This is a genomic window from Paenibacillus agri, assembly GCF_013359945.1.
Classification (GTDB): domain Bacteria; phylum Bacillota; class Bacilli; order Paenibacillales; family Paenibacillaceae; genus Paenibacillus_AQ; species Paenibacillus_AQ agri.
Map to the genome: position 1 here is coordinate 175,609 of NZ_JABWCS010000217.1, position 13,016 is coordinate 188,624.

The 13,016-nt window shown below is 52.0% G+C and carries 11 protein-coding genes; 1 reads left to right on the forward strand and 10 read right to left on the reverse strand.

Annotated elements, in window-relative coordinates; all coding sequences use genetic code 11:
• Positions 1-21: 21 nt before the first annotated feature.
• A complete protein-coding gene (locus tag HPT30_RS22220) occupies positions 22-1,263 on the reverse strand; it encodes a S1C family serine protease (protein ID WP_175373500.1) in 1,242 nt (413 codons plus the stop codon).
• A 344-nt stretch (positions 1,264-1,607) separates the two neighbouring features.
• On the opposite strand from HPT30_RS22220, the gene HPT30_RS22225 reads away from it, so the two are divergent.
• On the forward strand, positions 1,608-1,814 hold the full coding sequence (locus HPT30_RS22225; protein ID WP_175373501.1) for a hypothetical protein: 207 nt from the start codon (positions 1,608-1,610) through the stop codon (positions 1,812-1,814).
• On the opposite strand, the gene HPT30_RS22230 is transcribed toward HPT30_RS22225, so the two are convergent.
• From HPT30_RS22230 to dnaB, 9 genes are all read right to left on the reverse strand, one after another.
• Positions 1,783-2,589: an MBL fold metallo-hydrolase gene (locus HPT30_RS22230; RefSeq protein WP_175373502.1), complete on the reverse strand. Its 807-nt coding sequence runs from the start codon at positions 2,587-2,589 to the stop codon at positions 1,783-1,785. The genes HPT30_RS22225 and HPT30_RS22230 overlap by 32 nt on opposite strands.
• A 35-nt stretch (positions 2,590-2,624) precedes the next feature.
• Complete coding sequence (gene yycI / locus HPT30_RS22235; RefSeq protein ID WP_175373503.1) at positions 2,625-3,365, reverse strand: two-component system regulatory protein YycI; 741 nt, start codon at positions 3,363-3,365, stop codon at positions 2,625-2,627.
• A 25-nt stretch (positions 3,366-3,390) separates the two neighbouring features.
• Positions 3,391-4,713: a YycH family regulatory protein gene (locus HPT30_RS22240; protein WP_175373504.1), complete on the reverse strand. Its 1,323-nt coding sequence runs from the start codon at positions 4,711-4,713 to the stop codon at positions 3,391-3,393.
• On the reverse strand, positions 4,710-6,539 hold the full coding sequence (gene walK, locus HPT30_RS22245; protein ID WP_175373505.1) for a cell wall metabolism sensor histidine kinase WalK: 1,830 nt from the start codon (positions 6,537-6,539) through the stop codon (positions 4,710-4,712). The genes HPT30_RS22240 and walK overlap by 4 nt, the downstream gene beginning before the upstream one ends.
• On the reverse strand, positions 6,536-7,273 hold the full coding sequence (gene yycF / locus HPT30_RS22250; RefSeq protein ID WP_175373506.1) for a response regulator YycF: 738 nt from the start codon (positions 7,271-7,273) through the stop codon (positions 6,536-6,538). The genes walK and yycF overlap by 4 nt, the downstream gene beginning before the upstream one ends.
• 150 nt (positions 7,274-7,423) lie before the next feature.
• Positions 7,424-8,998 carry a M23 family metallopeptidase gene (locus tag HPT30_RS22255; protein WP_175373507.1) on the reverse strand — a complete coding sequence of 525 codons (1,575 nt, stop codon included), beginning with the start codon at positions 8,996-8,998 and terminating at the stop codon, positions 7,424-7,426.
• A 309-nt stretch (positions 8,999-9,307) separates the two neighbouring features.
• A complete protein-coding gene (locus HPT30_RS22260) occupies positions 9,308-9,985 on the reverse strand; it encodes a hypothetical protein (protein ID WP_175373508.1) in 678 nt (225 codons plus the stop codon).
• Between the two features lie 167 nt (positions 9,986-10,152).
• Entirely contained in the window at positions 10,153-11,439 is a 1,287-nt protein-coding gene (locus HPT30_RS22265; protein WP_175373509.1) for an adenylosuccinate synthase, read from the reverse strand.
• A gap of 214 nt (positions 11,440-11,653) precedes the next feature.
• A complete protein-coding gene (gene dnaB / locus HPT30_RS22270; RefSeq protein ID WP_175373510.1) occupies positions 11,654-13,015 on the reverse strand; it encodes a replicative DNA helicase in 1,362 nt (453 codons plus the stop codon).
• Position 13,016 lies beyond the last annotated feature (1 nt).

Below are 13,016 nucleotides of genomic sequence, written 5' to 3' on the forward strand. Positions count from 1 at the left end.
TATATACCATTTCTGAAGGTTTTATTCCTCAGGCTTCTCCAAAAGTTTTACCGATACCTGCTTTAGAACCCCGTTTCTGTAAAAAGTAATCTGTAATTCATCACCGATCTTAGTGTGATTATACAAATACTTCCGCAGTGAAAGGGTAGACGTAATGGGCTCTCCGTCAAATTTTGTGATAACGTCGTTGAACTGGAGTCCCGCAACCTTTGCCGGTCCAACAGCATCAAGTACGACTACACCGTCCTTAACAGCCACAGGCAGATTCAGCTCCTTGCGCTGGTCTTCGGCCAACGGGACATAAGGATTGTTCAGATCCACCGTGTAGACGCCCAGATAGGATCGTGAGATCTTACCCTTGCTGGTTAGCTCATCTGCCGTCTCCATAACATGATTGGTCGGTATGGCAAAGCCAAGCCCTTCTACGCCGGTATCCGAAATTTTCATCGTATTGATCCCGATCACCTTGCCGTTGAGATCAACTAGCGCGCCACCACTGTTACCTTCATTGATCGCCGCATCGGTCTGAATGACCTCCTGCTCCCAGTCGTACACACCATCCTGGTTGAGCGACACGGGAATCTTCCGCTCCGTATAGCTTATAATACCGGAAGTTAGCGTATCACCAAGACCAAGTGGATTGCCGATAGCTATGACGGTCTCCCCAAGACGCAGCTTAGAAGAGTCACCAATCTGAGCGATGGTGTTGATGCCCTTAGCATCAATCGACAGCACAGCAATATCGGTTACTTTATCTGCGCCGACCAGCTCCGCTCTGCGGGTCTCCCCAGACACCGTAACAATCTCCAGCTTGCCTGCACCCTGAACGACATGGTTATTAGTAATGATGTAGGCCTTATTGGCATCTTTTTTATAAATAACTCCGGAGCCCAGTGATGACTGATCCAGAATATTCTCTTCCTTGTTGTCTTCCTTATGGTTAACAATGCTCACTACGGCAGGACGAACCATCGCCGCAGCCTGAATAATACGATCATAAGGATCGCCACTGCTCGGCGTCACGTTCTCAATGACGGTAGACCCTGCTGCTCTCTCCGGCGCCCAATGCCCGGTCACCAGGCTGAACAGCAATACTGCTACCACCGCACTGATTACAGAGCTAAGTGCAGAGATTTGCCATGTTGAGAGACTCCGGCGCGATCTGCTAGTTCGCCAACCCCGTGACAAGCCTTTGGATTTATCCTGTTCTCTGCTCCGCCGTGGTACCTTCGTTGAATAAAAATCATCATCAAACAATCCCAACGGTAATCCTCTCCCCTCTATTGCTACTGCATTCATACCTGAACGCCAAGCAACACCCGAACGGCTTCGTACTCTTCTAAGACTCCAAAGAGTGCCAAAAGGTTTCACTTTATCCATTCACCCAAATAGGCGGGTTCCAAGCGTAGGGGTCTCATATTCTTTCAATCAGGGAATATTTTACGACTTAAAAGACTACAATAGTAGAAAGCTCCAATTGCCACTTACGCCTAAACGCTCTGTATTGATTGTATCACAGGCGGGCACGCTTTCGCGGATTTTCCGCCGTAATTATTCTGCACATTTTTCCCAAACCCCTATCTCATCCCCAAAGGAGGTGCAAAGAAATGGAATCCTCTTCGATAAGCATGGATTTGGTGCAATTTATGGGTAAGCTCGGTGATTTAAAAGATGAGCATTACCATATGACACTTGCCCTCAGCGCCATCATCGAGCTGTTGATCGACAAGGGCCTGATCACCCGTCAGGAACTGGAGCACAAGACGGCCGAACTGGACCAGCTTATGGCTGGCTCACCATATCCCATGGCGTAGGACGGTCATAATATGTCTCGCACAGCTTGAACTCACTATCCTTGTAGAAGCAGCCCCGGTCCTCCATGGCGCCGCGTACAGACATCTTCGCTAGATCCATCATGTTATGATCCAGGCTCAAGTGCGCCAGATAGGTGCGTTTCGTCCGCCCCGTCAGGATCTCACTCAGGGCTGCGCCCGCAGCTTCGTTAGAGAGGTGGCCCATGTCGCCGAGAATACGGCGTTTGGTGTTCCACGGATAGCGTCCCATCCTCAGCATCTCGATATCATGGTTAGCCTCTAGCACCAGCACATCAGAATCGGCAATCGCCATCCTTACCTTATCGCTGACATACCCCAGGTCTGTAGCCACGCATAACTTCTCTTTGCCATCATAAAAGTTGTAGCCCACCGGCTCTGCTGCATCATGAGAGATTGCGAACGACTCTACGCGCAGGCTGCCAAAATCCCTCTGTTGTCCGGTCTCCATAATAATGCGATGATGGTCCGGTATTTTCCCGATGCCCTTCTCGATTGCCCTCCAGGTATTGGTGTTGGCGTAGATGGGGAGCTCATATTTGCGGGCCATAGCCCCGAGCCCCTTGATATGATCAGAATGCTCGTGGGTCACCAGAATTCCGTCTATATCCTGCCCGGTCAGCTCACGCATGCCCAACAGTTCGTCAATCCGCTTCGCGCTAAGACCCGCATCAATCATCAGCGTCGTCTCCCCATTACGCACCACAGTCACGTTACCTGTAGAACCGCTGGACAATACTGAAAAAGATATCCCCATGTTTACTACTCCTTCTATCCTGAAATCACGATATTCTAATCTGTTGTTGTCTTGGGACTAATGATGTCCGCACTGATGGCGTCCACATAATAGGACTTGCCATTCTCCAGCATGAACCGCCACATCGGGGCAGCCACCTGACTTTCGGAATTGAATAACTCCCCGTAGTAACCAAGTACAATTTCCTTGACTGCCGTGTCCGGCGGAAAATATTTTTCAATCAGGCTGCTTAGGGCATTGGATGCTGGAAGCACCTTCTGCACATCCTCATTGTTACCGGGCCCTATCTCGATATTGGGGCGGCGGTACGCTACAATCTTCTGATTATTATAGATCAGCTCCAGCCTGACTCTGAACAGCGGCCACTCCTTTTTCACCAGTGGATGCAGCACGAATTTGCCTGCTTCGCTCTCCAAGGGATCGAACTGATAATCAGAGATATCCGGAATTTCACTTTGCAGCTCACGACTAAGCTCGGAGAACGTAAAGATCAGCTTACTGTCTATGGGCCGCTTCAGTGGCACTGGCTGCTCGCTCTGTTCATCCCCGGAGTAACGGTATGTAATCCCAGGGAGCTGCGGCGTTGCCGCCGGGATGGGGCACAGAATACGGATTCCCTTCTGCTCCATCACCTGCTGTGTGGTTTCGGAGAGGGAAGTAAAATCCAGATTGGCGCTGACCTGATCGCGCAGGTCAATCCACAACTGATAACACAGCAGTAGGTTCAACAGTAAAAAAGCGTAGATCAGCACATTCTTGGCTCTTCCCCAATCCATACCGTTCCTCCTTCATGTGAATAGCTTAATTCAGGGTAAGCACACTGCCGTCACGCAGCGTAACCTTCCATACCGGCACGAGCTGCAGCTTCTCTCCCTTCAGAGAAGGGATGTAGGCCGGCGTTAAATCCTGAACCGGCGAGGTCTTGCTGATTTGGGCCAATTGACTAAGCAGCGTCTCACCACCCGATAACTCGGCCACCTTTTTCACCGCCTGACTCTCGTTCAGATACAATAGCGAACGCTCATAAGAAGAGACGGTGCCCTTCTGCAGCTCCAGATGAATCACGCCGAATTTCAGCTGCGGACGGTTCAGGATCGGGTACGATCCGTACGGGTAAGAACCATAATATTGTTGAAAAGATACTCGCCGCTCCTTGCCGCCATCCCCGATAGGCAGTTGATCCTGCGATTCGTCTTCCGCTGCAGCCAGCCGGTAGGTTCCATTCCAGCCACCATGCTGGTTCACGAAGTCTACGGCTTCCAGCGCATCCTTCGCAGGCGTGCTCTCTCCGGCCGGCAGAGCCGCCGGATCACTATAGCTCATCCAGTTCTGCTCCTGATCCACCTGGAGACTGCGCTTGCTGTCCGTATAGATCTCCGATCCGTCCTTCTCGCGAATATATCGCGTGCTGCTAGTATCGAAGAATAGATTACTCTGCATTTGCTCAATCGTATACAGGCCGGAAGGAATCTCGACCTGCACCAGTGACAGCTTGTCTGACGGCACATAATAATCCCCGTTCGCCGTTGTATACGGCGTCCAGTTCTTGCCGAAGTCCACATGCTGCTGGACGTCCTGCACCGTCAGGTCGGCTTTGGCCGCCTCATAGACGATATCGCCTCTCGTGCTGAAGAAGATAGCATGCGCCTTGGAATCGTTCTTAACATTGTAGATCCAGATTCGGTTGATACTCTCCCCGGCGAACAGGGAGTCGGGCGAAAGCTGCATCACCCGTTGCAGTAACGTTACGGGAATCCCCGCACCGAAGGAAAGCTCGATGCCCGGGTTCTCTTTGCGAATCTTATTCCAGTCAAAGTCATCCACCGACCGCCGCTGGAAGCTCTCGAAGGTGCGTCCCTTTATCCGGTTGATAATCAGGTTATAGAACGTTGAACTGGGATAGAACAACGTGTGCTTGTCCTCGCCCATATGAATAATCATCTTGTCCGGGTAGAGCAGGTTCTCGACCTTTTCTTCTGGCCCCATATTGTCTGTCTTTACATACAAATTCTCTGACATCACCGCTGAGTCGCTGCCCGGCAGGCGATAGATCAGATAATAACTCTCCACAAGACTGCTGAGGACGAGCAGCGCAAGAATCCATGTCTTTACTCTTTCCTTCACGCTTCACTCCCCCTTTGCTCGTCCGGAGGCAGCGTGAAGGTAACCTTCGAGCCTTGGTTAACTTCAGATTGCAAGGAAATAGAGCCTCCATGCGCCTTCACAATTTCCCGGGCAATGGAGAGTCCAAGTCCGGTTCCTCCCATGTTGCGTGAGCGGGCCTTGTCTACCCGGTAAAAGCGTTCAAAAATGCGCTCAATATCCTTCTTTGGAATTCCTATTCCGGAATCTCGCACAGAGATCGATAGCATACCTTCCTCATTCTGCAGGGCTTCCAGCTCAATACTGCCGCCCTCAGGCGTGTACTTGAGTGCATTGGACACCAGATTGCCTAGCACCTGATCAATCTGATCACGGTCCAGCCAGGCGGAAGCAGCCTCCCTGCGCACTCTCGTACTGATATGGATCCGCTTCTGCCGGATCTGGAAGGAGAAGCGGTCCGCCACATCCTCTAGCATCTCGGCCACATCCGTCTGCTGTATACGCAGACGGGCCTCCTTGGAATCGAGCCGCGACAGATGCAGCAGGTCCGTTACCAGCCGGATCATCCGCTCGGTCTCGTTGCGGATGACTCCGACAAAGCGGGCGGCCAGTTGCGGATCATCCAGCGCGCCATCATCCAGCGCCTCGGCATAGCTTTTGATCGTCGTGAGCGGCGTACGCAGCTCATGCGATACATTCGCCACGAACTCGCGGCGGGATTCCTCCAGGTTCTCCTGCTCCGTGACATCCTGGAGCACGGCGATCGTTCCCGCGATCCCACCTTCCCGGCGGTGGATCGGCGTGAAGGTGACCCGCACAATATTGGGGTCACCACCGCCGATTGGCGACAAATGCAGCATGGCCGAGTGTGCATTGTCGCGCGGCAAGGCACCGGCCTGCTCAGAGTCGAGGCCGAGTAATTCATTCAAGGGCGCGCCCTCCGGGAGCGGCCCTTCGGCGCCCAGCATCAGCGCAGCACGGCGGTTCATCAGGATGACCACGCCGGTCTCGTCGGTTGCTACCACGCCATCGCTCATGTTCGTCAGAATAGAGGCCAGCTTCTCCTTCTCTTCCTCATTCTGTGACAGCGCCTCATGCAATCGGCCTGTCATATAGTTGAAGGCCTGGCTCAGCTGGCCGATCTCGTCATTGCCAAACACAGGCATTTTCCGATTGAAGCGTCCCTCAGCCACTGCCGTAGCATGACGAGTCATCTCCTTGATCGGCTGTGTGAACGTATGGGCGATGATAACACCCAGTACCGCCGTAAGGGTCAGTGCCAGTAGCAGCCCGGAGATGAATACGCTGTTAATCCGGCTCATCGTGGCATAGAGATCCTTCATATCGGCGGCGATGTAGATAGCGCCAACGACCTTGCCACCGGAAAGTACCGGCTTCGCTACGACCTTTTTCCGCACATTGTCATCGCCAATAATATATTCCTCATTGTCGCTGATACCTTGAAGGGCACGGCTGACCACGGTCTGCGTATTCCGCTGACCTACATAGTCATTCTGTGAAGGGACAGACGTCGTGATAATCTTGCCGCTGGCATCCAGCACCTGTATTTCGGCACCATTAATATAGAGATTGTTCACCATGCCGCGCAGGCTCTCTACCGCTGTCTCCTCGTCGATGGTACCGGCCTCACTACCGAACTTGTCGGCAGTCAGAATGGATAGCATCTCCGCTCTCGCCTTGAGGTCCTTCGTAAAGTTATCGGTCAGTGAATTTTTCATCGAGCTGACAAAATAGACGCCAATCAGTTGCATCGCAATCAGGATCAGCAGGACATAAATGATAATGAACTTGGCCTGAATCGTCCGGAAAAAGGACAGTCCTTTCATCCTAACCCTCCGTTTTTGGGGCTATGCATCAAATAGCCAAGACCGCGCCGGGTAAAGATATATTCCGGTTTGCTGGGATTCTCCTCAATCTTCTCCCGCAGACGCCGGATCGTAACATCCACGGTCCGCACATCGCCGAAGTATTCAAAACCCCAAACGGCCTGCAGCAAATGCTCCCTGGTCATGACCTTGCCGGCATGGCGGATCATGTAATAGAGTAGTTCATACTCCCGATGCGTTAGATCGAGCGCTTCTCCATCTTTATAAACCATGTACATATCCGTATCTATAAACAAATCGAAATGGTGAATGCCCTGCTTGGCAACGGGAGACTCATTACTGAGCGTCTCCGCCGTACTGGGCTTGTGCTGCCGGCGCATCTGTGCCTTGACCCGGGCCAGCAGCTCACGCGTGCTGAACGGCTTCGTTACGTAATCGTCAGCTCCCAGCTCCAGCCCAAGCACCTTGTCAATCTCCCCGTCCTTGGCTGTGAGCATAATGATCGGAATGTCCAGATGGGCCGAACGTACCTCCCGGCATACATCCATCCCGTCCTTGCCGGGAAGCATGAGATCCAGCAGCATGAGATCAGGCCGTTTGGACAAAGCCAACTCTACTGCGCTATTTCCATCAAAGGCGCAAATGACCTCATAGCCTTCTTTTTCAAGATTAAATTTCAAAATATCAGCAATAGGCTGCTCGTCGTCCACCACCAGAATCGTTCCCATCTGCATATGCGGCTTCACCTTTCTATCTGTACTTGCTTACATTCCTTTATTCTAACATACCTGCCGTGGCCTCACATCCTACCAATTAAGCAGTCTGCACAGGGAAAAACGAAGCCGCCCGAAGGAAGTTTCGGACGGCCTGTTAGAAGATATGAATTATTTCAAATACTTCATAGGATTCAATGCCGATCCGTTCTTGCGGATCTCAAAATGCAGATGCGTGCCGGTGGAACGTCCTGTACTGCCCATGACGCCGATCTTCGCACCCTGCTCCAGGCGCTGTCCTTGGGATACTGAAATACTGCTCAGATGACCATAGTAGGTCTCATAGCCGTTGTTGTGATTAATAATCACTACATTGCCATAGCCGCTCTGCACGCCCGCAAAGGAGACTGTACCCGCATCTGAGGCCTTGATGCTCCTGTTGCCTGACACCAGGTCTACGCCCTTATGGGCACGGCCCCAGCGTTCCCCAAAGCTGCTGGAGATCGTAGCACCGCTGACCGGCCATGCAAACATGCCGGATGCTTGCCCGATTACTTTGGTGCCGGATGCTTGCGAGGCCGCTTTAGTGCCGGATGCTTGCATGGCCACCTTGGTCCCCCGGTATACAACTTCCGGGAGTGAGGCCTTCAGCACCGTCTGGCCTAGCCATTCCTCTCGCACCACAGTTCCATTCTCCTTGGTCAACCGGTACTGCATTTCTTTAAGTCCGGTTTGTCCGGGACGAACCACCTTACTCTTGCCCGCTTCCAAAAGATCACTTGTACGCACGACCACTTCTGGTTCCGTTACAATCTGCTCGGATACCTTCTCTACCGTCACAACGGTAAGTTCGGGCTGAGGCACCGTCAGCTGTAGCTCATCCCCAATCTGTAGTGTCAATTCCTTGACCTCCGGATTGTTGCGGAAAATATCAGCCTGCGTGATCCCAAACCGCTTGGCGATAGCCGAGATGGTGTCGCCTTCCTGAACCTCATAGAGCAGCGGGGCATCTTTGCCTTCCGTCAGCACCTTGACCGCTTCTTCTATGTTCAGCACCTTGTTGGGGTCCGCCTTAGTCGGTTCAATCGTCACCTGCTCACGTATCTTGGCCGATTCTACCAGCTCCGGCGAGGATTTGGAAGCAGTGGATGCTGCTGCCCCGCTCGCTGCTGTCCGCTTCAGCTGGGCGCCTTGTGATCCTTCTGTTTCTGGCACATAATGCTGCTTCACTCCCTGCAGCACAGCATTAGCAGTTTCCTGATCCTTGACGATGCCGACAGCCTTGCCGTTCACCATCAGCTGCACACCTACCGCATACGCCTTGAGCATGCCATCCAGCTTCTTCAGAGTGGCTTCGCTTTCAACCGTTGGCTTGTATGCCCGGTCAGGCTTCGTCGTAATCCCTTCCGTCTGTACAACCATCAGCGCTCCCGGGTACTTAGTCTGATATTCCTGTCTCTTCTTCTCGAAGAGGACGGACAGCTCCTCCGCATCGCGGATTGTGCCAATTTCCTTGTCATGCAGCATTACCCGGTAAAAGCTCTCCGTGTTGGCAGTCACATACTTCTTCTCTGCATTGATGCCAATTACGGTGAGAAGCGCCAGACCGGCTGAAGCCATTATCCAGTAGCGCCAACGTCTTCGAGGCTTCCCTTCTTCATGAACATCCTTCACTCCGGATTCCGCAGGCGTCTCCGCGTTGTTCTGCAGCTTCCCCATCCGGCGTATAAAATTGAATCCTTTCATGAAACTCTCCCTTTCAGCTTGCATCTCCATGCCGCAGGTCAGCGGCCAAGCTTAGAATTACGACCCCACATGTATCCTCTGCTGTATATATTTCTGCTTCTATTGCTGCTTAGATTCGTATGATTATCTCTGGTGATATGGCCTCGAAAAAGGTTACAAAATATTAACCTTATTTAGTCCTTGTCTACTTTAACATAGCCAGCCGAGGATTTTCAACTTTACCGGTATGGAAAAACCCGCGTTTTCAGCGGGTTTTTTCCAGTTATATGGATATTAAAGGGTGATTCCGTGTCCAAATAATGACAGATTTCAATGCAGCGAAGTCTCCGGCACTGTAGGCGTAAGCATTTTCATCAACTCGTCATATTCCTTGGGGTCCACATATTTCGCGATAACCGCCTGGAGTTCCTTAACCTCCGCCTCCGTCAGCCCGTCCTCCATCGCAGCCGAAATCTTCTGCATTTCCTCCTGAGGCAGCTTGTTCATCAGGATATTGAAAATGTTAACCTTCTCTGCAGACGGCAGGTTGTCCTTCAGGTCACGCATAGCCTCCGGGGTCATCACCAATTGCTGGTCCAGGGCGCTTCCCCCTTGGTTATGAGAATCTGTGGACTCGCCAGCAGCCTGTCCCATGACCGGGAGCGCATCCTCCGGCACCTTCTCCTCAGCTGGCTTATCGCCACCGGACGGGGAAGGGGAACTTGACGCTTTTGGCGTATCCGTGTTGCTGCTGCTCTTGCCCTTATCCTGTACCGTCTTCCCCTTGTCCCCATTCACAACCTCTGCAACAGCAGGCTTCTCCTTCGTACCCATCAGGCTCCGCATCATCCCGACTATCCCCGGTGCAGGTTTCTCCAGCTTGATATCAAAGCTCGCCAGCACCGATTGAATATAGGCATTCACCACAACTCCCGTCGTCAGAATCGAAAGGGTGCTCGCCAGCACTACAATCATGCATACGGCAAGCGCACGCTTTACCAGTTTCATGTTTACCACTCCCTTAGTATCTGTTCAACGCTGACCCTTAAGGATCATGCCGCTTCTACATCCATCCTTCCAGTATTGACGGGAACAGACCTCGGGAAACCTTGAAGTATCCATGAAATCGGAAAAAAGGCAACAAAAAAGAGGCCTCTGACGAGGCCCCTTCAAAATTAGATATAGATTGGCAATACTTGATTTGTCTGCTCACGGTTGCGTCCTACGGAGAAGATCGCAATTGGAATGCCTGTAAGTTCCGCTACACGCTCTACATATTTCCGCGTGTTGGCTGGAAGATCTTCCAGGGTCTTAGCAGACGTGATATCCTCACTCCAGCCTGGCAGCTCTTCATAGACAGCTTCACATTCAGCCAGCATTTTGAGGCTAGCCGGGTAATGTGTAATAACCTCGCCGCGGTATTTATAGCCGGTGCAGATTTTTACTGTCTTCAGTCCGCTCAGAACGTCAAGCGAATTCAGCGACAAGCCTGTAATCCCGCTCACACGACGAGCATGGCGAACCACAACGCTATCGAACCAGCCCACACGACGGGCGCGTCCAGTAACGGTACCGTACTCATGTCCGGTCTCACGGATATAATCGCCAATCTCATCACTCAGCTCAGTAGGGAATGGACCGTCACCCACACGGGTAGTGTAGGATTTGGCAACCCCGATAACCTGTTTGATTTTAGATGGACCCACACCGGAACCAATGCAGACACCGCCAGCTGAAGGATTGGAAGAGGTCACGAACGGGTATGTGCCTTGATCGATATCAAGCATTACCCCTTGTGCGCCTTCGAACAATACCTTGGATTCAGCATCAATTGCATCATTCAGGACAACCGATGTATCAGCCACATACTTGCGCAGCACTTCAGCATACTCGAGATACTGAGTCAGAATCTCCTCAACGTCCAGCGGCTCTGCACCGTACACTTGAGTGATAACCTGATTCTTCTCTCCCATCAGATGACGCAGACGCAATTCGAACTCTTCTGCATCCATCAGGTCAGCAATCCGGATTCCGTTACGGGCAGCCTTGTCCATGTAGCATGGGCCAATCCCTTTACGGGTCGTTCCGATCTTGTTCGGACCTTTGCGGTCTTCTTCTAGTGCGTCAAGCAGAATATGATATGGCATGATAACGTGAGCACGGTCGCTGATGACCAGATTTTCTGTGTCAAAACCGTTCTCGTGAATATAATTAATTTCCTCGATCAACGCAACCGGATTGATAACCATTCCGTTGCCGATGACACAAGATTTCTCTTTATAGAATACGCCTGATGGAATCAAGCTCAGCTTGAATTTCTTACCGTCAATCAGAATCGTGTGACCGGCATTGTTGCCCCCCTGATACCGGGCAACTACATCTGCGCTCTCTGCTAGAAAGTCAGTGATTTTCCCTTTGCCTTCGTCTCCCCATTGTGTTCCCACGACGACTACCGTTGACATGTTCATTCCTCCGTAGGTGCTCGCACAGCACCATTATTTTTCATAATATGGGCCCTGTACACTGATCTTATGTACGCAGCCCTTGCGGGCGCTTCAGCGGTTTTTCCCGTTAAAGCACAATAACCAGTGTACCAGCCGTCATTTTCAAAGTCAAATAAAAACGAACGATTATACATAGAAATGTACAATCGTTCGGATATTGTCAGAATTAGGTTTAGCCTGCAAAAGGTTCTGCATGGGCCCTCTCGTAGTTGACGAACTTGTTGAAATTCTTAAGGAACACCAGCTCCACCGTACCCACCGGTCCGTTACGTTGCTTGGCGATGATAATCTCGATGATGTTCTTCTTCTCGGTCTCCTGGTTGTAATAATCGTCGCGATACAGGAAGGCAACGATATCGGCATCCTGCTCGATAGAACCGGATTCCCGCAAGTCACTCATCATCGGCCGTTTATCCTGGCGCTGTTCCACACCACGACTGAGCTGTGACAGTGCGATAACCGGCACATCCAGCTCACGGGCGATCATCTTAAGGGTCCGGGAAATTTCCGAGACTTCCTGCTGACGATTCTCACCGGCCTTGCCGCGACCTTGAATCAGCTGTAGATAGTCGATCAGGATCATGCCGAGGCCCTTTTCCTTTTTCAACCGGCGGCATTTGGAACGAATATCAGTGACGGTAATCCCCGCCGTATCATCAATATAAATCTCAGCCTCTGATAAGGATTGAATCCCCATCGTCAGCTTGGACCAATCATCATCACTCTTGAAGTCACCGGTACGCATAAGGTTGGCATCCAGATTGGCCTCGGCACAAATCATCCGCTGCACAAGCTGGGCTGCCCCCATCTCCAGACTGAAGATAGCGACGGTCTCTTTGGCACGAACCGCGACATTCTGAGCGATGTTGAGCGCAAAGGCTGTCTTCCCTACGGAAGGCCGTGCGGCCACAATGATAAGGTCATTCCGCTGGAAGCCGTTCGTCATCTTGTCGAGATCGGCGAATCCGGAAGGGATTCCGGAGGTGTTGCCCTTGTTCTGATGGAGCACTTCGACCCGCTCGAAGACTTCCATCAGGACATCACGGATGGCGACGAACCCGCTGCCACTGCGGCGGTTGGAGATTTCCAGAATCCGCCGCTCGGCATCGCTCAGCATATCACCGACATTTTCGCCGCCGGTATATCCTTCGCTCACAATTTGCGTCGCTGTACGAATCAACCGCCGCAGCATCGCCTTCTCCTCGATAATCTGCGCGTAATAATCTACGTTGGCCGCAGTCGGCACCGCATGTGCCAGCTTGGCCAAGTAGCTGACACCTCCGATATCCTCAAGCTCGCCCTTATCCTGCAGCTTGGCGGTCAGCGTAACAAGGTCAATCGGCTGGCTCTCTTCTCCGAGCTGCACCATCGCTTCAAAGATCATCTGATGCGGTTTATCGTAGAAGTCTTCGGTGTTCACCCGCTCCATTGCGGTAATTAACGCCTCATCCTGGAGTAGAACAGCGCCGATGACAGCCTGCTCCGCTTCCAGATTCTGCGGGGGAATCCGATCGAAAAAGAGATCTCCGCCCATC

Excerpts from the sequence above, each read along its gene's own strand:
- yycI (WP_175373503.1), bottom strand. The coding sequence starts at position 3,365 with ATGGATTGGGGAAGAGCCAAGAATGTGCTGATCTACGCTTTTTTACTG.
- dnaB (WP_175373510.1), bottom strand. The coding sequence starts at position 13,015 with ATGGGCGGAGATCTCTTTTTCGATCGGATTCCCCCGCAGAATCTGGAA.
- HPT30_RS22265 (WP_175373509.1), bottom strand. The coding sequence starts at position 11,439 with ATGTCAACGGTAGTCGTCGTGGGAACACAATGGGGAGACGAAGGCAAA.
- HPT30_RS22230 (WP_175373502.1), bottom strand. The coding sequence starts at position 2,589 with ATGGGGATATCTTTTTCAGTATTGTCCAGCGGTTCTACAGGTAACGTG.
- walK (WP_175373505.1), bottom strand. The coding sequence starts at position 6,539 with ATGAAAGGACTGTCCTTTTTCCGGACGATTCAGGCCAAGTTCATTATC.
- HPT30_RS22255 (WP_175373507.1), bottom strand. The coding sequence starts at position 8,998 with ATGAAAGGATTCAATTTTATACGCCGGATGGGGAAGCTGCAGAACAAC.
- HPT30_RS22225 (WP_175373501.1), top strand. The coding sequence starts at position 1,608 with ATGGAATCCTCTTCGATAAGCATGGATTTGGTGCAATTTATGGGTAAG.
- HPT30_RS22260 (WP_175373508.1), bottom strand. The coding sequence starts at position 9,985 with ATGAAACTGGTAAAGCGTGCGCTTGCCGTATGCATGATTGTAGTGCTG.
- yycF (WP_175373506.1), bottom strand. The coding sequence starts at position 7,273 with ATGCAGATGGGAACGATTCTGGTGGTGGACGACGAGCAGCCTATTGCT.